The sequence below is a fragment of the Planctomycetaceae bacterium genome (assembly GCA_021371795.1).
GTDB lineage: Bacteria > Planctomycetota > Phycisphaerae > Sedimentisphaerales > UBA12454 > UBA12454.
In genome coordinates, this window is record JAJFVK010000013.1 from 364,337 (window position 1) to 386,316 (window position 21,980).

The following is a 21,980-nucleotide window of genomic DNA, read 5'->3' on the forward strand; positions in this document are numbered from 1 at the left end:
CCACGGATATATCGCAAATCGAATGCCAATCAGTTGAAATCCTCGGATTTCCGTTTTCACTTTGAGGGACAAATGCGTTTCCCTGCAGTGAACTGCATAAAGCGAAAGATTACCTCAAAACTATCCTTATGATATTTCCTCGTTCAAATACAATACATGCATACAATACCTGTATTATAATATTAAATAAAACAAAAGTCACGAAAAAAATTGTTATTAGTTTTTGAGGTAGCCGATTAAATTGTAAGTTATTATTGACAAGCTTACATCTCATACTGTTTTGTATGAATGGATTTACACGCTTTCTGTCCCCACTTATTCAGCCAAGGCGTTTTGCAACCTGATCGCCCAATTAGCCATTTTTCTTCTCATTCCATCGGCATCTACACTCGTCCACCGATCCCTATAGGCCTTTGCGTCGGACATCCATGGGATAGTCTCCATCTCTCGGTCGAGCCATAACTGGGCACGTCTCGCCAGGTCTCCGACTTTGCCGCCTTCAATGTTGCCCTCATCGATCAGCTTCCGCAGGGTTCTGAGATACCGGCTGTCGTCGATTCCCTCGCGAACTCCTTCGAGAGTCATTGTCGTTATGGTGGTGGGGTCGGCACCGTTTGGGTCGCGGTAGATGAAAACCGCATCCTTCAGTTCTCCTCTCAGGGAGAAATATCTGTCAGTATAGTAAGGCACCTTGCCGAGATCGCCTGCTGCCCATTCCCACTCCATTATGCCATCCATCTGCCCCTTTTCCGCAAGCAAAGTAAGCCTTCTGACGCCCCAGAAATCGGCTTCTCCGATGAACCAGGATATCCCGTAGAGTTTGCAGTCATGTTTGCCCGAGATTTTTCGCCAGGCTCGATTGGCTGCCGCGTTATTTAGGCAATGAGCCATGTGACAGATATCAAGGTCGATCCAGTCCTCGACGGGCTCAAACCACGAGAATGCGTAGAGAGTCGAGGCCGTCTGCATCTCCGGGGCAACCTTCTTGCTCAAGGAAAAGAGTATCTTCGCCTGTTCGGACTTCCAGCCCGGACCTACAGGCTCATCGACGTAATAGATGTGAAAGGATGGCCAGTTAGCCTCCAGTGAATGATTGTATATATTGCGCAGAACCTTGCCGAGTTTGTCAGCCATATCCTGTGGAAACTTGTCGGCTTCTAAATAAATGGCACTGAATCCTCGATCATCGACCCGTTGGGGGAAATCCTTCTCTGCCCCCACCGCCCGGATGACAAAGGTTGGGAGGTGGCTCATTGCGACGATGGGAGGATTTGGGAAACCGGCCTGCTTGTATAAATCCACGATCTTGTCGTAGTAGCCAAAGTCGATGTCCCACTCGCCTTTGTCGTTGAACTTAAGCCTGAGCGTTCCATTTTGTGCTTCGAGCATCAGAGATGTCAGGCCGAGTTTTCCACGCATGAACTTCATGTCCCGCAGTATCATCGACCAGTTCATCGCTTCTTGGGCAATGCTTGGCGTAAGGGGGTCCCAGTTAGGTCCCTGTGCATAGAGAACCATTCCCCAGTCCAGCGGCTGTGATAGCTTCAGCGGCAACACCTCGACCACAAACGGAATTTCCGTGGGTTCGGCATTCTGTGGGATGATCAGAACCTTGGTCTTATACAGCCCCGGCTGGGCGTTTTGGGGTACGTACACGCTCAGCCAAATCTGCAAGGTCTGCTCTGGCTGGGAAGCCGCCTCTCTTGCGGGTTCAAGCAGCCACGGGGTCATCTGATAGGCCTTGAACTCGGGATACAGGGTGTACCGCTGAATGACGGACTTGACCACCCGGACTTCGACAGCTTCGAAAGGTAGCATCTGGTTGGAATCCGTGACAAGCTGTCCAACTGAGAACCGAACCTTGCCTAAGTCGCGAATGGCATATATGCCAAAACTCGCAGGCTCATATTCGCCCGGGCAGGCAAAGATTGATAGACAATCGATACGCTCTTGTTTGCTTGGTTTCGTTTCGGGCAACATGCCAACACGGCCAGACTTGGAGAATACCACGTAACCCAAGTCAACTTCCATTGTAGTTGGAGAGAAGTCGGCCTCTTCCTTGGGCGTCTTGTCGAAGAATTCGTTCCCTTCAACGATGATGGACTTGCGGCCGTCTTGGTAGGTTCGTTCGAGCACCTCCTTTTCGAGCTGAATTTCGGTGTAGTCCTTGCCATCGACTTGTGCTTTTTCGGAAGCAGGAGCATGATTGGCTGGAAATATCAAACAGAAACAGAACAACAATGGCCAGAGAATTCCTTTAATGAACGTGAATGTACTGTGGAATTGTAAAGAGTAATTTAACATTGCATTAGTCTCCTTTACAGATAAGGGATAGTGGTTTCAGACGCAACATAAATGCGTTTGGAAACCTTCAAACTGATATTTAGAGGGTCTGTTGCACAATGTTTTCGAATCCAACCATTGGACTCGACGGCTACTTGTGGCATTGCCGCGAAGTTATATCTATTTATCTTTTAAGGTATTTTGTAACTCCATGATTAACTGAGCGATATCCTTCCGAACAATACAAGCACTATAATTTGACCATTCATAGCTGGCATTCGCCTCCTGAACCCATGGAATACGTTCCATTATCTTCACAAGTTTCTTTTCAGCCGCTTCGCCTATCGCTTTTTCATGTGAATCAAATGATATTTTTGTGTCTTCGATCGCCTTAACAGCGGTCCTGATGTAACGTGAGTCATCCGCACCTTCTCGCAGACCCAAAAAGGCCATACTATTAAACTTGCGTCCATCTGAAAACTCCGCAATCCATGGACCACCTTTCCAACTATATTTCAAAAAATAGTATGGCTCAAATTCTCCCTCCATTTTGCTTATCGGTGTTTCAAGCCAGAATCTCATCCCTTCCAATTTTCCTTTTTCTGCCAGCATCGCCATTTGCCGCACTTGCCATAATGTATCATATCCACCTATAAAGTCTATTCCATATAATTTGTTAACAGCTTCGTGCCAACGGCGATTTGAATCAGCATTAGCACAAGGGTGGATGTAATTAGCAATATCTAAATCCACATTCCCAAAGTATTTAAGGGATTCAAGTGTGTAAATAGTGCTGGCAGTTTGCAATTCCGGCGCACATTCTCTTGCAACCCCAAGCATAAATCTTGCTTTTTCACCAACAGGTATGCCTTTTAACGGTTCGTCCGCAAAATACACATAAAACGGAGGCCATTTCTGTTTGATTGAATAATCATATATACGACGTACAATCTTCTTTGAAAACTCGCGAATGTCATCAGGGATATCATCCGCTTTGATTCCGGGATTGCCTTCAGCAATTTTAAACTCCGCTGTCTTTCCTTTGGCTGCAGCAATGTCGCCAAAAAGGCTTTCCATCGAAATTATTGGAGGATCCACAAAACCGGCTTTTCGATAAATGCTCAACGACCTATCATATGCAGATAAATCTACCTTCCCATCCGGTTTGAAAATCGAATTGGGGTAAACCGGTTTGACAGTCGAATTGGGGCAAACAGTATAGGACATAACAACTCCTGTCACACCATACTGACGCAGAATCTTGAACGTGCTTAAAAGACCATTCTCATCTCTCGCCGAGGCATACGCAAAAATTCCCCATGGCATCGAAGGTGCAAGCTTCACGGGAAGAACTTTTAGATTGACCAGGAACTGACTTTCTCCGCCTTTTTCAGCATGAATTTTAATCGGTATTGTATAATCTCCCGATCGCGTATCTTCAGACACATTGATGTCAACCACAAATTCAAGATTCTGTTTTTCCGAAGAATTCGCAATATTTGTAAACTCAATCCATTTCGTTGTCCAGCGACATACAGTAGAACTGTAATCTGTTTGTTCAACGCTGGGGCGAACAACATAAACTGTATATGGCAAAATCCGGTCTTTTCCCATAACTTCCACTGATACCCTACCAATATCTCTTAATGGCCGCACGCAAAAAGTTACTGGCTCGGATTCCCCCGGACTTGCAAAGATATCTATTTCATTTTTGATTTCAGATGTGGCAGGACGATACTCCGGCAAAACACCATCTTGTTCTTTGGGGACAAAAACTACATATCCCCTTTTATAATCTTCACTATGATATTCAGGCTCCAGGTTAGCAGGCTCAGGTGAACGAATGAAGGTCAGAGGTTCATCTTTTTTCTTACCTCCATCCCTATCCTCAACAAACAATCTCACCGTACCATCAGAATACACCTTTTGAGTAACAAACGGCCAAATTTTCCTTTCGGAAACGACAATAGAAAGGCTTGCTTCTTTTTGAAAGCATTTACTATTTTCAGCTTTTACCTCAATCGATAGAATACCAAGAATAATGATGGCATTTGAAAGAAAACTGAATACCCTGGTCATAATAAACTCCTTTACGTCAACATTTTCTTTGAAAAATCATTTCGTGGTTAAGTTCGCGATCGTACAACAACACTGAAGTCAGGTCACCACCGCCTTTTATATTTTTCAATATACATCTACGATTCACTTTGTACTTTCCGAACTAAACTCCAACTCAACAGTTACTATCTTGTTTACGCCAGCATTGATTATAACACCGCCAGATGAATTAATAACCAGAGTACCCATGCGTTCTTCGTTCAGATTGGTTATATAAGCGTGCTGGGGTACAATCCAAGTTTTAATCTCGCCAGTTAATTGTTGACTTGTTGGGTTATAAACGCGTACTATAAGTGAATTCCTGTCTTCAGCTTTCTTAACGGCTGAGACTATCAAACCTTCGGGGTGTACGCATAAAAGGCTCGTTTCGGCAGGTAACTTGCCTTGTTTGTGTGCCGTTGTTTGTACTGCGGTTATCTCAACATTAAACTCTTCTGCTTGTCGATAAAGACCTCCGCGTTCCCAGTTTTCCTCATGCGGATAAATAGCATATTCGAATTCCAACATACCTTTACATTGCCCGCCGTGCTGTTGTGGATAGGACACCTCATTGCGCAGGTCTGTACAAATGAGATTTCGCACACTGCGAAACAGTGTAAGGGCTAGGGTGGAGCGATCATCATTCTGCGCCTCATATTCTGTCAGGCAGTTGTTCACTATTGCCAAACCATGCATCTCATCCGAAATATCTACAAAATGCTGTTGGGGAAGTGTCTGCATTTCGGGATAAAATAATCCCTCAGAATTCTTTTGCGGCACAATCGGTCGTTTATCAACTGCAAAATGACCTGATGCGCACGCATGCTCTGCTTTGATGCCGGTTGGGAACATCAAACGCAATCTGTGATCCGCAGCCGTATTATTGACATTGGTCTTAATATCAACTCTTTTGGAACCGCGTTTAAGCGTAATGTGTGAGGTAATGCATAATTCAACATTCTGATCTGCTCTTCTGCTTTCACCCCTGATTCCATACTCTGGCCTGTGAGCAAATGCTGGCACTTCCATTTTTACTTCAACCAGTAAAGTGCTGACAAGATCACCATTTTGCTCACAGCTTATATTTGCCTTTGCTCCGAGACTGCTGCATATCTTACTTTGATATGTTGGGTAATACGACCAGTAGTCTCCAATATCCCCAGCGTCTTCAAAATAATGAAGACCTGAATACGAACGGCCATTGGCCTTATCAAAAATGCTCAACGTGCCATTTTCGTCAATGCTTACCTTGAGATACTCATTTTCGAGCGTATTTACGGCTTTCGAGAGTTCATTACCTGAACTCTCTCTCATCGGCGGCCACACCATCGCCTTTCGGTAGAATTTCTTTTTCGTGGAGATCCGAAATATTTTATGTGATAAAGCGGCTACCTCTCCACTATCAATGTAACATGTATGCCGATCCACATAATATGGCCATGGCCTTGAGTTAAGGTCATGAACAGCAACAATAGCTTCTTGTCGCGATATTGTCTGCACTGTTATCTCATTGCCCTGCGAATCTTTCAAGACTATATCCCAAGCATCCCATTGCCGCGGCGTATCAATACAAACCAAAATAACATCGCGAACAGAGTAAGGCAGTGGATTAAACACAACAAGAACATTTTCATTCTCTTCACAATGTGAAAAATCGGTCTGTTTTATGATTTCGGCCGTGAGCTGCTCGTATACAACTTCACTGATTTCTAACGCCTGATCCAATCTGTTTAAGGTGTCGTTTGCTGTCTTATCCTGCGTTACACCGTTTATGGAGTCATGCGGATGCGATTGGAAAATATATTTCCAAGCCAGATCAAGGAACACCTTGGGATATTCACCGCCAAGCATCAACAACATCGAAGCCAACGGTTCTGTTTTACGCAGGATTATGTTCTGTACCTTTTTATTGAGTTGTTTGATCACAATGCGCGAGGCCAAGGCATTTGCTGAACAAAAACAGGGTGGGCCATCCCGCAATTCACCCTTAATAGTTCTTACGGTAGCCGGATCGAGTTGCTCTGTTACAGCGGCAATATAATCCTCAAGCCGGGAGTGTACAAATTTCTTATCATCGAAGCATTTGTTTAAATCGGCAATAATCTTGGTTATATCAGGCTGCGGAGTTGAAAAATCACATCCACTTAGAAATAAACGCCTGCTTTGGACAACTGTGGCATTGGTACCGTTCCATGCCTGAAGCATCTGTTCCTTGAGTTTCTGCGGATGATACGAATCCTTATTTTGAATTACAAAATAATCATCGTAGCGTTTTTCAAAATTAGCCTGGTGACTGGCAATACCTGCAATGGTAGGATCAAAGACATAATCTTCAGATAACCAGTCTACACCAAATTTCAATGGAATATATACTCTATGAAAGAAATTAGCGCGAGCAAGTTCTCCTAGTCTGGTGGTCAAAACTTTTGTTCCATCAGGGGATTCCCAGAAAAATTCACTTTCAGGAGCACGCTCTTCAGAAACTTTTTTCGCTGTAATAATGAAATCGAAACCGAAGCCCTTATATATCTGTGGGAACTGGGCAGTCTGTCCCCAACCAAAAGTCGTGTACCCAACCTTGAGGCAATTCCCGAATTCCTGACTGAGCCTTATACCTTTGAGCAAATTTCGAACAAGGCATTCGCCGTCAACGGGATAAAGGTCCGGGAGCGTATACCACGGCCCGATAGCTATCCTGCCATCTTTCACAAGTTTTTTTATCCTGTCTCTACTATCTGGCCTCACCTCGAGGTAATCCTCGATAGGTGCAAATTGACCATCTAAGATAAAACTTTTATAAGCCGGATTTGTCTCAAGAATATTAAGCAGCTGATCCATGAACTCAACCAGCAATGTTCTGGTTTTCCACATCGGATATCGCCATTCGCGATCCCAATGCGTATGCGGCACAACATACCCAATAAACTTCTGATCATCTTTCATTTTATTAGTCCAAAATCTATTTTTCAATTTTGCTCTTTATTGTCAACTTGTTCGTCTTCCTTAATCACTCTTCCATTGTCTTTGTCATTTCTTACCTGCGTACGCAAGGTATGCACCATGTACTTGAGGTCAACCATTCCTCCGGTTATGAACCATACCGTTATTATTAAGCCCGCAACGAAATGGAATATAATATAAATATGCCAGAATTTGGCCCAACTGTCGGTCGTGACTTGTACAAACATGCTGTAGATAGAACCAAAAATAAAAATGGCTGAAAACACTATCGTCCACAGAATTGCACCGACGTAGATACACTTGTCAGCTACTGAAAATTCCGGCCCCATGCCCAAAACTTTACAAAATCTTGTTGTTTCCAACTTTTCTGGCTGCGATTCCTCTGGGTCAGCATAGATTCCACGATGGAGCATCCGATCGAGATTAAATTCCTTTTTCTTTCCACCCAACAGCGACACCAATATATAGACCGCTATCGATGAGATACCGGCAATGAACATTACCCAAGTACCGTTGAGCGAAAATTTGGGATAAATCTGACTGATCACAACTCCAGAAACCGCCAGTATTGAACCTACGATCATCGCACTCCATGCACCGGCTGTTGTGCCTCTCTTCCAGTATAAACCACCAATAATAACCGATCCTGCACCACCAAGGAAAATTGCCGCCGTAACATTGAAGAACATCATTATGTAATCTGTTTGACGGAAGAGAAGACTAAAGATGAAAATAAAAACTGCGACCCCCACAATTGACCAGCGGAGCAAACTTAAATGCTGCCGCGGTGTTAATGGTTTTTTTCTTAAAGGCATGACCACATCCTGAATGAAAATACTTCCCCAAGAATGGAGATAAGATTCATGATTGCCTATAAAAGCCGCCACCATTAAAGCACACATTGCCCCCATTATTCCTGTTGGCAAATAATATCGCATGGCGACTGGAACCGTCATCTGTTTTTGTATCATTTCATTATCAATACCGGCCAACGCATCATTGGCAAGTGCGGCCTTGGCTGCAAAATCGGGGTGATGCATAAACGTATAGGCACTCAGAGCCAGCAACAAGACAAACAAGCTGGGAACTACCAGACGCCATGCTCCTAAAACATTTGACATTCGGGCTTCATGTGGATTACGGGCAGAGGCGTTGTACGCCTGAGTCCCCTGCCATGCCATAGCAAGATAGATAGGCATGAATACGCACACTATCATAAAGTAGGGTATATCAAAATCGGGCGTATTACTCATGTCAAATGGATTCAAAAGAGACGCGCCATCCGGTGCGATTTGTAAGCCCGTCAACACTTGTTTCCATGAAAATGTTATTAAGATGGCCGCCATCACTACAACAAACAAGATCATACCAAGGATTCCCTGCACAAAATCCGTTATGATAACCGCCACTTGGCCACCAGCCAGTGCAAAGAATACCGAGATAGACACTAAGAGTAGCATCGTTATAAAATATGTCGAGATTTCCATTCCTACAACAGGAATAGTGATATCGGTCGGAAGATTGCAAAAATAAATGAAAAATCTCGACCCAACCGCCGGAAATATCCCGAAGTTAATTACACCCGAAATAAAGGCCAATAATCCGCCAAAAATACGAAAGCTCCTGCTGTAACGAGCTTCAAAGAATTGTGCCAACGTCAGGACGCGTGTTTGGCGGTAGCGGTATATTACCCAGCCAGAAAGCGATATGATTAATCCTACCGGCAATAGCATCAGGCTCCACCAAACGGCCGAAAACCCCGATTGGTAGTACACCTCAAAATTTGCCACAATGGTAATGGCGCCGAGATAGACCATATTGCCTGAAACTGCGAGCAGGTATCGTCCCGCACACCGTCCTGCTGCTAGAAAATCTGCCACACTGCGCATTAATCCCATGGTGCCTATAGCAGTCAGGGTCAGGAAAGAGCACATCACAATAACTATAGACCAATCAATCCAATGCATGCTATTATTTCCCTTTTAAAGTTTATTGTCATAATGAATCAAGAGAACCCCTGATGATTTTTACAAGGGATTCAGTTTGCACTTTTAAAACATTAACAGCCTTTTGGCCGCTAACAGCAAGATTCGCCATGAAAAACTCATAGTCAGGCAGAGAAAATGCAGGGTCGCTGATATGACTGTCAATAATAGTCTTGGTAGGAACATATTCCACTCTGGGCTTTACGCCCAAAGCCTCACCAATGGCTGCTAAATAGCTTTCATGCGTAGCATTCCATGAAATTGCATTAAAAATCTGCCCTCGACTCTTGTCAGGCTGCAAAACCGCTTGTGCAAAAATCTCCGCGACATCCTCAACATAGGTAGCACTGATAGCCACGTCGGTTTGTTCGGATACCTGCACCACCTTGCCGTCGCGTATCTGCCTAAAGAAAGTCGGATTACGCAGCCCCCACAATTCGAGCGGTATCATGCCCTTGCCCAAAATAACACCGGGGCGAATAATAGTCACAGGAAAATGTTTCAGATTGTGCAATGCCATTGCCTGCTCATCCGAATGTTTCTTGGCAATAAATGCCCCGCCGAATTTTTCAATGGCGTATGTTGGGGCGTCTTCACTAACCGGAATCTTCCCGGTAGGCACATAGACCCCTGCGGAACTGCAGTGCAGATAATGTAAAACATGCCCCCCAAATATCTGGTAATTCTGTTTTATCAGATTCGGGTCGGGATGCACATTAATAACCACATCTGGCTGGACTTCCTTTAACGCAAGCCGGCACACCGCTTCATCACGGGTATCGCCCAAGCGATGCGCAATATCAGCATTCATGTACCGAACAAATCGTTCATCCATGGACATGTGAACCACGGTTACTTTTTCACCATAGTTGCTCAATTTGTTAGCGATGCAATGTCCGAGCCAGCCGGCTCCTGCCAACATTAATACTTTTCTCATTTGTTTACCTTTCTTTATAATACGTGAATCATAGGCTTTAAGCAGGTCAGAGTTTGCCGAACTGCAATATCAGGATCAGGTTGAGGAATTATCTCTGCGGAAAGATACCCGACAAAACCGGCTTTTTCCAATGCAGCGATAATTTTTGAAAAATCAAGATGACCAAAACCTGGCGCCCATCTATTACTATCTGCCACATGCACATGACCGATATAGGCGGCGTAATTCCGAATAGTTTCTTCTATCGAAACCTCCTCAATATTCATATGAAAGCTGTCAAGCAATAATTGAAAGTTGGGAAAAGACAGCTCCTTAATCAGCTCAACAGCTTCTCCGGCGGTATTTATCAGATTGGTTTCATACCGATTAAGAGGTTCGATTACCACTGTCGTGTCATTCTTCGCGGCGTATGTAAGACACTGCACAAAACACTCTTTCATCCATCCCAGGCATTGTGATTTATCCATATCGGCTTCAACATTGCCTCGTAGCAGCCCTATTATCACTTTGGCACCAAAGCGTGAGGCTAAATCGATATGTTGTTTAACCCGTGCAACTGCCTGACATCTTACAGATTCTGCGGGATGAGAAAAACTTAAACCTTCCTGCAAATAAGCCTGCCCTGTCCCAAGTGCCACCAACTCCAGCCTATATTCCTGCAGCAAATAAACCAATTGGTCATAATCAACATCAGCAGGATTTCGTATTGCTAACTCAACACCATCGTAACCAAGCTGCGAGGCATTTTTCAAACCAGCCTCAAAATCACCCTTATAGGCCAACGCGGAAAAATCTGTCGGGTGCGTGGATATTACTATACTCAACTTCATAAAAGCTCCCTACTGACAATACTTTTACATTCCTACCTTAGGCAATCCATATACCGACTTCCAGCCAGGACTCATTGGTTCCTGTAAGTATGGTTTCATCTCCTTTGCCGTTCGCAAGGTAACTTCTTCCACTGGCGGTACCTGACCGGGAGGAAAGACTTCCAAAATTTCTTCCACCAATAGTCTGATGTAGCTAAGAATTGCTGCCAAGGGGCGTTTTGCCTTTTCAGCCGTAGCCAACGTAGGTTTGCCTACAACTCCTTCAGGCGTCCCTGCAATTTCTATTGGTGCATGTCCTTCACACTCGGACCATCTACTCGGCCTGCCATAGGCGTCAACCGAAGTATCCATATGGCCAATCGGCAAGTACGATCGCGATTCTGTATCCACAGCATGGTTCATATGTACCATATCCGGAAATAACAAAAGCCCAAGAGATGTTTCCGACTCGTCGGCATGAACAAACGTCGTATCAAACTTACCGCCATGCTCTTTGGTTCTGAAAAATTCACGCACCGCGCGATGCCAGTCAATTACACGATAAATACCAGGTAACTGGTACCTCTTACAGAATCTTTGCATGGCAGCTTCAAGCACCCATAACTGACCGTGGTTATTAACAATAATCTGCTTGCGAAATCCATCGTTCCACAATCCCAGCATCACATCATTGAGCAGCTCTATCGCCACTTCTTCGCGTACAATCACCGTCCCGGGCATACCGATATGATGATAGGGATGGCATCCATACATCAGAGGAGGCAACGCTATATTGACAGCTTTCCCTTGTTTGGCAGTATATCTTCGCACTCCCTCGCAAATACCGGTTACAAACAACGTGTCCATAGCACTGATGGTATGTTCCCCATGATTTTCTGTACATCCCACGGGTATCAATACAATATCATTTTTTCTGCGATTAGCCGCTATCTCATGGCGAACGGTAGTCTGAATATAAGAACCGGGTTTGGTCCACTCCGGCGGAGATGGTATACCATATTCTGCCAGAATAGCATCAATTTGTGAATCGCTGGCTTCCCATATATCCTTCTTCATTCGGCCTACTGTATTATTCTCAAAAAACAAATCAGGCTGATTGGTTGATAATCGTTTTTTGTTATCCATTGATCAATTCTCCATATTTTACACAGTAATATTTTTTTAAGGCTCTATAACCACTTTCATCGTATCCAGCTCAACTGATTTTTTCAGTCCAGCCTCGGCCTCATCTATTTTGTAGCGATGAGTAACAACTTTATCGAAAGGAAACATCTTCGAATATTTATCCATCAGTTTCAATACCGGCCCATAATGCGTAAACGGATGGTTGCTGACTCCGATAAGCCGGACGTTTTTGGCGCACAGATATCGATTAACATTTAATTCCACTGTGCCGGTATCTACAAAATTGCCTGCTTCTATGTATGTTCCTCCCTTGCGAAGCATCTCAAGCCCTTCGACAAGAGCTTGCGGCGAACCTGTACATTCAACAACTATATCCGCACCGCGACCATGTGTCTTCTCCTTCACTATTGCAATTCTTTCCTCTCTTGAACTACTACCAAAATTCAGCAAGTAATCAGCTCCGAAGTCTTTCGCCATATTAAGGCGAAAATCACTCTTATCGATTGCTATTATATCCCCTGCGCCAAGAATCCTGCTTTTCAACAGGCAGCCAAGCCCCATAGGCCCTACTCCCTGTACCACCACTGTATCGCCTGCCCCGAATCCCTCGTTGGCCAGCGAGTAAACCTCTTTGGCTCTGTCAACAGCATAACTTACCGTAAACAGCTCCGTCAAAACTGCAACCTCAGGTTTCATGCCATCAGGAACTTTATACACAAATGTCTCTGGCATAAGATACATGTACTCTGCCCATCCACCAAAAAGATACGGAGACTGCATGCTTGAATATGCATTTCCATACGCCTTTATGTGTTCACACCACGGATAACCGAATGTGTTGCGACAGTACCAGCATTTGCCGCAAATAATATCAGGACACATCGTTATCCGATCGCCAACTTTCAGTTCCTGTCCATAAAAATCAAATTTCTTTCCAGACTTCTGACATATCTCTTCGATTATGCATACGTTCTCATGTCCAGGAATAATTGGAAATGGCGTATCTGTCTCAGCAGGTGTACCCGCGTATTGCTTGCTTCTGCCTTCAAAAGTATGTTTGTCAGTCCCGCAAACGCCGGACATTTCCATTCTGACAATCATAGACCCTTCTTCATGCAGTACTGGATATGGAAACTTCTGGATCTCGATTCTACCCGGCCCGGTCATCACCGCAGCCTTTACTTTGTTATGACTCATAATAACCTCAAAAAATATTTTGTAGTTTTATACTAATCACTCTGAAAAATCATGTCTTTGTCCAAAGACAACAAAAGTTAGTACTACAAGTCATCTCAAAACCATCTTTTTGACGTTTTCAAGGCCATAAAGGCGTTTTTTGAGGTTTTGAGATAGGCTCTATTAATTACAAACAGCTCAATACACAAGTACAAGTAATAATACCAATTAGTGTTACTGAACCATTGTAATCTTGCATTCCGTCCTGTCGGTGCGTAATGATATAATATTTTCAGGAACCTGTTCCAATGTTATCTTTTTCGTAATAATGGGGGTCATATCCATGCCTGAGGCCATGGTGGAGATCACAGATGCAAATATCCCATGGCCGGAATGTCCCTGTGCACCAACAATTGATGCCCTACGAACCTGAAATACTTCACCAGTTACAGGAATCTTATAATCTGCTCTGGCCACAATAACCACAACAGCATTCAATGTTCGTCCATTCCAGATACATTCTTCAATTCCGCCGAATACCTGATGAGGGAGTCCAGTCGCTTCAAGATAAAGATCCGCTCCCGTGCCATTGGTAAGTTTGAGCACTTTTTGTGCGAAATCTTCTTTGGCAGGATTAACCGTAGCCGTAGCCCCCATTTTTATACCCATTTCCAGCCGTTCGGTTTGTGTCTCAGACAGAATTACGTTTGCCGCTCCTGCCCGCTTCAAAATGGCAATCGCCGCCATTCCTATGGGGCCGCCGCCAAGTATGACTACATTTTGCCCAGGTCTAATGCCGCCGCCCCTCTCGATAACCGCATGATACGCCACAGATGTTGGCTCAACCAGACTACCGGCCAGAAAGATATCGTCTCCACTGTACATTTTCTCAAGCTGGCTTAAATTCCAAAGATATCTCGCATCAACTGCTATGTACTTTGTATATGCCCCATCAATGGAAAAGCCTATTTCCTTAAGAAGTTCGCAGTGATTAGGATAACCATCTGCGCAAGGCTTACACACCGAACACCATACCATTTCTTCAGAACAAACTTTCTCTCCTCCTTTATACGGCTTCCCTGTATCCTTATCTATAGCATTTTTGCCTGCCTCAACAACAACACCGGCGAATTCATGACCAAGCGTAACTGGAAAAGCAGTTAATCCAGGGTAGAGAATGTAATTATTGTCATCAGGCTGGGCCATGTGTACATCACTACCACAGATGCCACAGGCTTTCACTTCAATCAGAACTTCAGTATCCAAAATTTGTGGCTTACTCTTTTCGATAATCTTCAACCTTGGGTTCTTCCAGACCTTGCTGCCAAGATAAGTCAATTTCCCATCAACATCTTTTGAACCGAGGCTGAAGCCTGCTTTTGGTTCCCAATCTGCATACAAAACCACTGCTTTCATAAATCCCTTTCTTTCCCATGTGAGACTACACTAGGGTTACTCGCTTTGACCGTGATACCTTGACAAAATAGCCGCTATCTTCCGCCTACTTTCTGAACCACCCTGTGCTCCTGAAGCATTCGCTGTTCAATCTCAAAAAGCATATCTCTTGCAGCATGCAGATTTTCCAGTGGTGCCCAGGTATAACCAAAAATGCAATAGGCTGTTGATCCTACTTTGTCAAACATTTTGATTTGCGATCGCACATCATCAGGACCACATGGTGAAACTGCATGTACATCACCGCCGCGGAATTCACAGCGATCACCCACTGCCTCTTTGTCAATCATGTGCATATAATACTTCTCATCAGCGCTCATGCCCGAACTGCCGCTGATGCCATCAAGTACAGTTGCCAGATCTCTCATGCTTGTACCATATATCCATCCATAGTGGCGAAATCTCTGAAAATTGCTTCCCACCGATGGATCTAATCCGGCGCCAACTGTAATATGAGGAGCTTCGGCTTTAAGCAGTTCCTTGACACGTCTTGCTGCTTCCACCATCGTTTGAATCTTGAAACGACACCACTGGTAAACCTCCGGCTCTTCCAACAACAGACGGGCAAGTCCCGCTTCGCCTTTGAAAAACCCTTTCTGTCCCAGTCTCATAGTTACTGACGCATCCCGCTTAAGACAGCCATCGGCCAATACTTGTATCCTGTCTTTGATGTTTTTCCAGTCATAACCCCACGCATGAGCCTGCCTGGCACAATGTTCGCAAAAACAGGGTGCGTTTAACAATAAAAATTGTGGATCAATATCCGCAGCCCATTCCTGCCCGTTATTTATCGAGGTGTACCATCCTTCGCCATAACATCCACCAGCCCAGTATTCGATGCCGAACTTGTCTAATCCTATCGATGAGATATCATAATGGCGGATTATTTGCCGAACTGTACCTAAATAATAACCTATCACATCAGGATGGTTAGGGCACAAACCGTGTTTTTGCCGTCCGCCAAAAATGTCTATCGGAGTACACTCCGGGTATTTCCTTGCTAAGTAAGGATTCTTGAACACTGGAAACCATACAGACATATTCATCTTGCGTTTCTTGCATGCTTGAGACAAAACCGCCAAAGACTCAAACCCTTCCAGCAGTGGGTCTTTGGAACGATCTGGTTTTATCTTTGTGTCCTTATAACAATCCAAGTCTGGGGTAACAAAAAACCTGCCATCTTCGGGAAAATACCGTCTGATCTTCTTGTTGTGCGGCATTACACCTCCCCACCAAAACGCCGCTGCCTCTTCCCAATAATAGCAAATTGGCGAAAAAATCGCATTAGCCCCTATATGCTCAATTGCTCCATCAAGAAAACGATCAACACCCTCTTCCAAAAGATCCCACGGATATGCCGGGGTCGAAACTGTAAAAGCCTTAATCATTGGACACACTGTTGTATTACTCCTTAAATATCAAACAACGAACGAGGAACACAAAACGTCATCACTATAAACATAATACCTGTATATTAGTCATGTGCAATATACTATCACATACGAAGACAAGCGTCAAGCAATAATTCTTTTTTTGTCGTTCACTTTTTTAAAGCCTAATCGGGAATATTCTACCAATAAAAAGTATAAAATTGCAACACACTACGATAGAAGAGGTTAAGCAACGCAAGCAATAATCAAATTGGCAATCCCTCTTTTATTTATACATGTTTTTTCTTGACACAAACACCTTTTGTATGTAGAATTACAAATTAAACAGGTATGATGTTAAGGTGTATTTTGCAAATGGTATTATGGAATTAGTTAAACAAAAAAAACAAGTTCAAAATTGTCCCGTATATCAGCCTCTGGTTGAAAATCTCATGACCAAAATCGACAGTGGTCAGCTGAAAGAAGGGCAGCAAATTCCTTCAGAAGCTGAACTTGCCACGAAATACCGCATTTCACGAAGCTCTATTCGGCAGGGGCTTAACCAATTGGTAAAATTGGGAAAAATCCAGAAAATCGGCGGAAAAGGTACTTATGTACGGACTATAAATAAATTCAGACCTGCTAATTTAATTGGCTCCAGCAACAAGGCCATAAGTCTCATTGTTCCAAGTATCGATGACCGTTTTGTCGCAAAAATACACACGGGTATCGTACAGGTGCTGGAAAACACCGATTTCAATCTAAGTATCCGCAGTTCCGAAAACACCACAAAACTTGAAGCTGCTAATCTGAATCAAAGTATTGACCACGACAGTCTCGGCATAATTCTCCTGCCTTTGTGGGGACTCGATAATGCCGCACAAGTCGAAAATCTTAATGAACAAGGCGTTCCAATAGTGCTTGTGGACCGCAGTATCCCCAATTTGAGTCTTGATTGTGTATCCACGGACAATTTCCGAGGCGCAATTATCGCCATTGACTATCTTGTAAAAATGGGGCATCGTAAAATCGGTATGATACGCGGCGTATCCAATTCCGCAAATGATGGCAGGTATAACGGTTACTGTGCCGGTTTACAAAAGCACGGCATTCCTTTCGATGAATCTTTGGTAGTTGAACAGGAGTATTACGACCATGGTCATGAACCCGTAACTGGCGGACAACATGAGATGACCGCGATTTTGGAACAGGCCGTTCGGCCTACCGCGGTATTTGTCTGCAACGATGTTCTGGCGTTCGGAGCTGAACAGGCCGCTATAAAAATGGGGTTTAAAGTGCCAGACGATATTTCAATTATCGGTTTTGATGATTTGCGACATGCATACCTTGCCCCAGTACCTTTAACGACCATCCATCAGCCCGCGGTTGAAATTGGACAAACCGCCGCACAGCTTTTGCTTGAAAACATCAAGACACTGACTTCAGGTATAAAACAAAAGGTACAAAAAATTGAGTTTATTCCTCATCTGGTGGTACGCCAATCTGTCTGTCAAATTCAGCCACAGTAAATTCGTTGTCAAAGATCAAAACTTCAGATATGGCAAATCAAGACATAGCTCTGCGAATGCATCACGCGAGGTAAATCGCCAAGGATTTCACCGACAGCGATGAGATTATTTTCAACAATGTCAACATGGTCGGTCTGGCCGAGCAAATCATCGATATCCTGGTTATGACTGATAAATATCGGTCTCGATGAACTGCCTGTACTCAACCCCTGCAGGTCAATGACCACAGGATATTTCCAGCCATCAAGTGCCATCGGACCACCGGTATATGCAGTCATTGAAAAACGCCTGTTCTTGGGTTTTTCATTTTCACCAATTGCCTCTGCTGCTTCGATTGAAAAATTTGCTGTTAAATTTAATTTACTATTCTTCATCTTCGTTTGTCTCCATAATTGAAGTTGTTTGTTTTTCTGGTGAAATTCCAAGCTCATTCATAAGCTGTTTTTCTCTGGCGCGCTGGCGAAGCTCTACTTCCCAGTCCTTGCCCTGCTTTGCATATTCATCTGCCAAAGTTGTAGTATGATTAGCTAAACGCATTTGCTGTGCTTTTGCCTCTTTGGCTGGATCGACATGCTCTGTGCCATCCCAGAACCATTGATGTGAATAATGCCGCATAGTCCGCCAGTTCAGCGGCAAATAGTCCGAGATTAAAATCGCCTCATTGAGCCATGCCTGAAGAATACGGTCTAAATATGACAAGTGCCTATGTCCGCCTGATCTACCCTGATACTCTTGTAATATGTCTGATGGTCAAGCCGGCCTGAGGCATAGTTGTAACCCGATGAATTACATGCTGCGATATTAAATGGCATATTCAGACAGCGGGCTATCTCATTTAGAATCTGATTTTTAAATTCACCATAAGTTGTAGTTGGCTGATGTGCCTCTATCTGACCCAACTTCCAGCCATCAGGAAGAGTTGTTGCCATTCGTTTTTCAAGCTGAACAACATCCATCGGCTCTAAATTAGCTGCCTCACCATTTGCCGGACTGTCCGTATAAAGCACGGCTGCAAAATCAGCGGCTGTTTCAGCGGCGGCAATAACAGCCAATGTATATCTTCTCAATTGGGCAAAAAGCGGCAACGCAGGAGTGATTTCCGGAATGCCCCTGCTTTGGCCGGGCCTGTCTACCCTGAACCAATGAATCATTGACTCGGCATCAATAGTGTTATATTCACAAAAAGCTGTACTCGACATTGAGCCGGGATGGTTTTTGAGAACGAAATAGCCGGCAGGATTGCCAAAAGAATCGAATTCGATTCCATCTACCTGATTGTTTGACATGTAGTTTTTTGACCACGGCGTTGAAATCTGGTCTGCTTCGATTAATCTTAAATCAAGTTTTACCGGAGAATTTAGATTACGGTTGACTGAAAGTATTCCGAATGCTTCACCATCAGATGCTCTTGCCATTCGCATAGTACGAAGTTTTTGAGCGAGGCGGATTTGTGAAGCCCAGTTCATAAACTCTGTTTCAATGATGCCGTTACCATAATCATCATCGGTCAGCATCTGGAGCCGTGGCCCTGTGCCAACAACATCATTGGCAAGCGTAGTAACTATGCCGCGAGCATAACTGTTATTGGCAACTTCGTAGCGAGAGCGGTTACGAAGAGTTTTGCGGACATCAGGGCTTGCAGCGCTATCAGCAGAAAGCGAATCTGCATTTAACCAGTGGCGATGATTATCAGTTGTGGTCTGGGCAGCATCAAACCTCGCCCGCAGGATACGTCCTGCCGACTGAAAGGTCTTTTGCTTTTTATTTTTACCAAACCACCACATTATTCTGCTCCTGGAGGTGATAATTTTGAGAATTTAATACCAAGACCTTTTCTCTGGGTCGCATTCTTACTTGCCAGGTATTTATCCGCCGCAATCTGGTCTGCCAGCGGATGCTGCTCGACGGAAACCCCGTCGCTGGAAACTTTTGCGGGGCCGGATGCGTTATCCTTTATTTTTTCTTCTAAATTTTCAGTCATAATTGCGGGAGAAGGATTCGAACCTTCATCTTCCAGGATATGAACCTGCCCGAGCTGCCATTGCTCTATCCCGCCAAAGCAACTAAATACACGAATACAAAAAAACAAGCCGTCCGGGTGTTCGGCCCCGAACGGCTTTTATATTTTCTGGATTACCTGCGAGGATCAGTCGCAAGCTACCCGCGTTATTTAGTTGTCAAGTTTGATTATGACATGTGGAAATCGGTATGCAATAGTGATATCTTAAAGAATGGAAATTGTTACATATGTAGACTTTTTTGGGCATATCCCGCATAATTCGTATATATGAATTTGACATATTTTGCTAACGGCAGAGGGTTATTGCCAAATCCCGGTATTTAGTAAAAAACAATAGTTGCAATAAGCATATAATTCCAATCATTCTTTGACATACAATCCCTAACCCGGCATAGCCGGAACCAAAAAAGTTAAAATTATTCTTTACGCTGCCAGACATTTCTCCGACAATCCTTCACTTTCAAAAATCATATACGGAGAATTTGAACGATGCAGAACTTTATTGAGCGGCATAGAACTAAAATCAAGGGAGTCATCTCCTGTTTTGATAGAATCGTACTTACAGGCACAATACCCGGCATCTGCTATGCGCAAGGCATGAGTACGTTTTTGACCGCAAAAAACATTCGTATATTTGACTTTACTAAATGGGCTGAACCGCTCCGCGAAGAAATTCGTTCCAATGCTGAAAAAATCGCAACTGATAACGGCCTCAAAATTGACTTTATCCACAAAAAGAATTTCCGAAAAGAAGACCGGATCAGCGATATTATCGCACAACGCGGAACTCATCCAGGACTGGTACACATCTACTCGGCGATGGAAACCTGCACCGCCTATGAACCCTGGCATGACAAAAACACTCACAAAACCTTTCTTAGGACTGTTGGCGGCAAGTGTCTGCATTATTACTTTTACTTTATTAATGCTGATTTGGGACTGTGTTATCTTCGAGTGCCCACATGGGCGCCGTTCCGGCTGCAATTCTATTTTAATGGACATAATCTGCTCGCATCGGCGCTCAATAGAAAAAAGATTGATTTTCAAATGCTTGATAATGTCTTTGTGCAAATTGACGATTTTGATAAAGCTCAAAAACTTGCTGACGACATCAATGTCAAACGTATTCATCGGCAACTGGATGGAATCGTTAAACAATACTGTCCGATCATTCGTCATTTTGCCGACAACTGCCACTGGAGTTTTATGCAGGTCGAATACGCCACTGATATAATCTTCAAGCATAAAAATGACCTCAAACCGATCTACGACGAAATTGTTCGCACTGCTATTCACTCGGTTAAGCCCGAGAATATAGAATATCGCCACATTCCTTGGCCGTAAACTTCATGGCGGCTACGAGGATGAAATGGGCAATAACTTTAACACGAGAATCGAGGGAACTTGCATTAAACATCGGATTGGCAAAGTTGCCGTCAAGATGTATGACAAGTTTGGTCTGGCTCTTCGAGTTGAAACTGTAACCAATGATGTCTCTTTCTTTAACACCACCGAAGGGTGCAACACAGGGACGGCACATGGGAAATGAAAGAAGCGCCGTTGAAAAAATCCATTTACAGTATGCCTCTGCTTGTCGAGCTGATGAAAGCATCCAATCGCAGATATCTTGAGTTTATCTCTGCTATTGATGATCCTTCCGGCGGAATCAAAGACCTCAATAAGATATCCGGCTCGGTCAAAGACGGCCGGCGAAGTTATCGAGGATTCAATCTCTTTGACGACAATGACCTTGAACTGTTCAGTGCTGTTATTCGCTGAGAGTTTAATATCAGCGGATTCAGTAATCGTTGCCTGCGTAAAGTTGTCAAGGGTAAAAAGGGTCATCAGGTATCCAGACTTCTTAAGAGACTGCGAAACCACGGCCTGATTAAGAAAATCGCCAATACATACAAATACTATCTGACTGCTTTGGGACGCAGAGTTACTGCAACGGCTTTGAAACTGCGCGAGATGTATATTATCCCATCCTTGAGAGGCGTCATTGTCAGATGATTTATATTTTATGGTTCATCCGGTTAATGCGTAGGTGGCCTTGTGCAGGTGCAGGATTCGGAGCTTTAGATATTCATCATCTCGGTAGCCGCAGGCTTGCCGTTGTAACATCCCGATCTTGCGATTCATCACCTCCAGTTTGCCAGTGCTGATCGGATGTTTATACCAGTTCAAAATAAACGGCTTCCATAACATTAAC

At 44.0% G+C, this 21,980-nt stretch carries 19 protein-coding genes and 1 tRNA gene; 4 read left to right on the forward strand and 16 right to left on the reverse strand.

Features of this window, described 5'->3' with window-relative positions; all coding sequences use genetic code 11:
* Window positions 1-315: 315 nt before the first annotated feature.
* The 10 genes from LLF92_07145 to LLF92_07190 all read right to left on the reverse strand — a co-directional run bounded on the left by LLF92_07145 (window position 316) and on the right by LLF92_07190 (window position 16,237).
* Entirely contained in the window at window positions 316-2,304 is a 1,989-nt protein-coding gene (locus LLF92_07145) for a hypothetical protein (protein ID MCE5340888.1), read from the reverse strand.
* Between the two features lie 159 nt (window positions 2,305-2,463).
* Window positions 2,464-4,362 carry a hypothetical protein gene (locus tag LLF92_07150; GenBank protein MCE5340889.1) on the reverse strand — a complete coding sequence of 633 codons (1,899 nt, stop codon included), beginning with the start codon at window positions 4,360-4,362 and terminating at the stop codon, window positions 2,464-2,466.
* A 123-nt stretch (window positions 4,363-4,485) separates the two neighbouring features.
* The gene (locus LLF92_07155; GenBank protein MCE5340890.1) at window positions 4,486-7,323 is read right to left on the reverse strand and encodes a glycosyl hydrolase-related protein; all 2,838 of its coding nucleotides are present in this window, start codon (window positions 7,321-7,323) and stop codon (window positions 4,486-4,488) included.
* Between the two features lie 23 nt (window positions 7,324-7,346).
* Window positions 7,347-9,308, reverse strand: coding sequence for a hypothetical protein (locus LLF92_07160; GenBank protein ID MCE5340891.1), 1,962 nt, complete (start codon window positions 9,306-9,308; stop codon window positions 7,347-7,349).
* Window positions 9,309-9,336: 28 nt separating this feature from the next.
* Window positions 9,337-10,263: an NAD-dependent epimerase/dehydratase family protein gene (locus LLF92_07165; GenBank protein MCE5340892.1), complete on the reverse strand. Its 927-nt coding sequence runs from the start codon at window positions 10,261-10,263 to the stop codon at window positions 9,337-9,339.
* Window positions 10,264-10,277: 14 nt separating this feature from the next.
* Window positions 10,278-11,093 (reverse strand): sugar phosphate isomerase/epimerase, encoded by an 816-nt coding sequence (locus LLF92_07170; GenBank protein MCE5340893.1) that lies wholly within the window; start codon window positions 11,091-11,093, stop codon window positions 10,278-10,280.
* A 24-nt stretch (window positions 11,094-11,117) separates the two neighbouring features.
* On the reverse strand, window positions 11,118-12,218 hold the full coding sequence (locus LLF92_07175; protein ID MCE5340894.1) for a creatininase family protein: 1,101 nt from the start codon (window positions 12,216-12,218) through the stop codon (window positions 11,118-11,120).
* Window positions 12,219-12,254: 36 nt separating this feature from the next.
* Window positions 12,255-13,415 carry a zinc-binding dehydrogenase gene (locus LLF92_07180; GenBank protein ID MCE5340895.1) on the reverse strand — a complete coding sequence of 387 codons (1,161 nt, stop codon included), beginning with the start codon at window positions 13,413-13,415 and terminating at the stop codon, window positions 12,255-12,257.
* A 213-nt stretch (window positions 13,416-13,628) separates the two neighbouring features.
* Window positions 13,629-14,810, reverse strand: a complete 1,182-nt coding sequence (locus LLF92_07185) for an alcohol dehydrogenase catalytic domain-containing protein (GenBank protein MCE5340896.1) — start codon at window positions 14,808-14,810, stop codon at window positions 13,629-13,631.
* Window positions 14,811-14,884: 74 nt separating this feature from the next.
* Window positions 14,885-16,237 carry a hypothetical protein gene (locus LLF92_07190; protein ID MCE5340897.1) on the reverse strand — a complete coding sequence of 451 codons (1,353 nt, stop codon included), beginning with the start codon at window positions 16,235-16,237 and terminating at the stop codon, window positions 14,885-14,887.
* 365 nt (window positions 16,238-16,602) lie between these two features.
* On the opposite strand from LLF92_07190, the gene LLF92_07195 reads away from it, so the two are divergent.
* Window positions 16,603-17,748 carry a GntR family transcriptional regulator gene (locus LLF92_07195; protein MCE5340898.1) on the forward strand — a complete coding sequence of 382 codons (1,146 nt, stop codon included), beginning with the start codon at window positions 16,603-16,605 and terminating at the stop codon, window positions 17,746-17,748.
* Between the two features lie 23 nt (window positions 17,749-17,771).
* Here the strand turns inward: LLF92_07195 and LLF92_07200 are convergent, their stop codons facing one another.
* From LLF92_07200 to LLF92_07220, 5 genes are all read right to left on the reverse strand, one after another.
* Entirely contained in the window at window positions 17,772-18,122 is a 351-nt protein-coding gene (locus LLF92_07200; protein ID MCE5340899.1) for a hypothetical protein, read from the reverse strand.
* Window positions 18,112-18,447, reverse strand: a complete 336-nt coding sequence (locus tag LLF92_07205) for a hypothetical protein (protein ID MCE5340900.1) — start codon at window positions 18,445-18,447, stop codon at window positions 18,112-18,114. The genes LLF92_07200 and LLF92_07205 overlap by 11 nt, the downstream gene beginning before the upstream one ends.
* Window positions 18,435-19,532: a phage portal protein gene (locus tag LLF92_07210; GenBank protein MCE5340901.1), complete on the reverse strand. Its 1,098-nt coding sequence runs from the start codon at window positions 19,530-19,532 to the stop codon at window positions 18,435-18,437. Before LLF92_07210 ends, LLF92_07205 begins: the two co-directional genes overlap by 13 nt.
* A complete protein-coding gene (locus LLF92_07215; protein ID MCE5340902.1) occupies window positions 19,532-19,729 on the reverse strand; it encodes a hypothetical protein in 198 nt (65 codons plus the stop codon). The genes LLF92_07210 and LLF92_07215 overlap by 1 nt, the downstream gene beginning before the upstream one ends.
* A gap of 2 nt (window positions 19,730-19,731) precedes the next feature.
* A tRNA-Met gene (locus tag LLF92_07220) sits at window positions 19,732-19,805 on the reverse strand.
* Between the two features lie 452 nt (window positions 19,806-20,257).
* Between LLF92_07220 and LLF92_07225 the strand changes: the two genes are divergently transcribed.
* Genes LLF92_07225 through LLF92_07235 form a run of 3 tightly spaced genes read left to right on the forward strand, consistent with a single transcriptional unit; the run spans window position 20,258 to window position 21,547 of the window.
* Window positions 20,258-21,112, forward strand: a complete 855-nt coding sequence (locus LLF92_07225; GenBank protein MCE5340903.1) for a hypothetical protein — start codon at window positions 20,258-20,260, stop codon at window positions 21,110-21,112.
* A gap of 25 nt (window positions 21,113-21,137) precedes the next feature.
* On the forward strand, window positions 21,138-21,317 hold the full coding sequence (locus tag LLF92_07230) for a hypothetical protein (GenBank protein ID MCE5340904.1): 180 nt from the start codon (window positions 21,138-21,140) through the stop codon (window positions 21,315-21,317).
* The gene (locus LLF92_07235) at window positions 21,314-21,547 is read left to right on the forward strand and encodes a hypothetical protein (GenBank protein MCE5340905.1); all 234 of its coding nucleotides are present in this window, start codon (window positions 21,314-21,316) and stop codon (window positions 21,545-21,547) included. The genes LLF92_07230 and LLF92_07235 overlap by 4 nt, the downstream gene beginning before the upstream one ends.
* Window positions 21,548-21,796: 249 nt before the next feature.
* Here the strand turns inward: LLF92_07235 and LLF92_07240 are convergent.
* Window positions 21,797-21,980 (reverse strand): transposase (locus LLF92_07240; protein ID MCE5340906.1); only part of this gene is annotated, 184 nt, incomplete at its 5' end.

What these genes read in the sequence shown, in the direction of transcription:
- LLF92_07145 (MCE5340888.1), bottom strand. Translation starts at nt 2,304, where the DNA reads ATGTTAAATTACTCTTTACAATTCCACAGTACATTCACGTTCATTAAA.
- LLF92_07150 (MCE5340889.1), bottom strand. Translation starts at nt 4,362, where the DNA reads ATGACCAGGGTATTCAGTTTTCTTTCAAATGCCATCATTATTCTTGGT.
- LLF92_07155 (MCE5340890.1), bottom strand. Translation starts at nt 7,323, where the DNA reads ATGAAAGATGATCAGAAGTTTATTGGGTATGTTGTGCCGCATACGCAT.
- LLF92_07160 (MCE5340891.1), bottom strand. Translation starts at nt 9,308, where the DNA reads ATGCATTGGATTGATTGGTCTATAGTTATTGTGATGTGCTCTTTCCTG.
- LLF92_07165 (MCE5340892.1), bottom strand. Translation starts at nt 10,263, where the DNA reads ATGAGAAAAGTATTAATGTTGGCAGGAGCCGGCTGGCTCGGACATTGC.
- LLF92_07170 (MCE5340893.1), bottom strand. Translation starts at nt 11,093, where the DNA reads ATGAAGTTGAGTATAGTAATATCCACGCACCCGACAGATTTTTCCGCG.
- LLF92_07175 (MCE5340894.1), bottom strand. Translation starts at nt 12,218, where the DNA reads ATGGATAACAAAAAACGATTATCAACCAATCAGCCTGATTTGTTTTTT.
- LLF92_07180 (MCE5340895.1), bottom strand. Translation starts at nt 13,415, where the DNA reads ATGAGTCATAACAAAGTAAAGGCTGCGGTGATGACCGGGCCGGGTAGA.
- LLF92_07185 (MCE5340896.1), bottom strand. Translation starts at nt 14,810, where the DNA reads ATGAAAGCAGTGGTTTTGTATGCAGATTGGGAACCAAAAGCAGGCTTC.
- LLF92_07190 (MCE5340897.1), bottom strand. Translation starts at nt 16,237, where the DNA reads ATGATTAAGGCTTTTACAGTTTCGACCCCGGCATATCCGTGGGATCTT.
- LLF92_07195 (MCE5340898.1), top strand. Translation starts at nt 16,603, where the DNA reads ATGGAATTAGTTAAACAAAAAAAACAAGTTCAAAATTGTCCCGTATAT.
- LLF92_07200 (MCE5340899.1), bottom strand. Translation starts at nt 18,122, where the DNA reads ATGAAGAATAGTAAATTAAATTTAACAGCAAATTTTTCAATCGAAGCA.
- LLF92_07210 (MCE5340901.1), bottom strand. Translation starts at nt 19,532, where the DNA reads ATGTGGTGGTTTGGTAAAAATAAAAAGCAAAAGACCTTTCAGTCGGCA.
- LLF92_07215 (MCE5340902.1), bottom strand. Translation starts at nt 19,729, where the DNA reads ATGACTGAAAATTTAGAAGAAAAAATAAAGGATAACGCATCCGGCCCC.
- LLF92_07225 (MCE5340903.1), top strand. Translation starts at nt 20,258, where the DNA reads ATGCAGAACTTTATTGAGCGGCATAGAACTAAAATCAAGGGAGTCATC.
- LLF92_07230 (MCE5340904.1), top strand. Translation starts at nt 21,138, where the DNA reads ATGGGCAATAACTTTAACACGAGAATCGAGGGAACTTGCATTAAACAT.
- LLF92_07235 (MCE5340905.1), top strand. Translation starts at nt 21,314, where the DNA reads ATGAAAGAAGCGCCGTTGAAAAAATCCATTTACAGTATGCCTCTGCTT.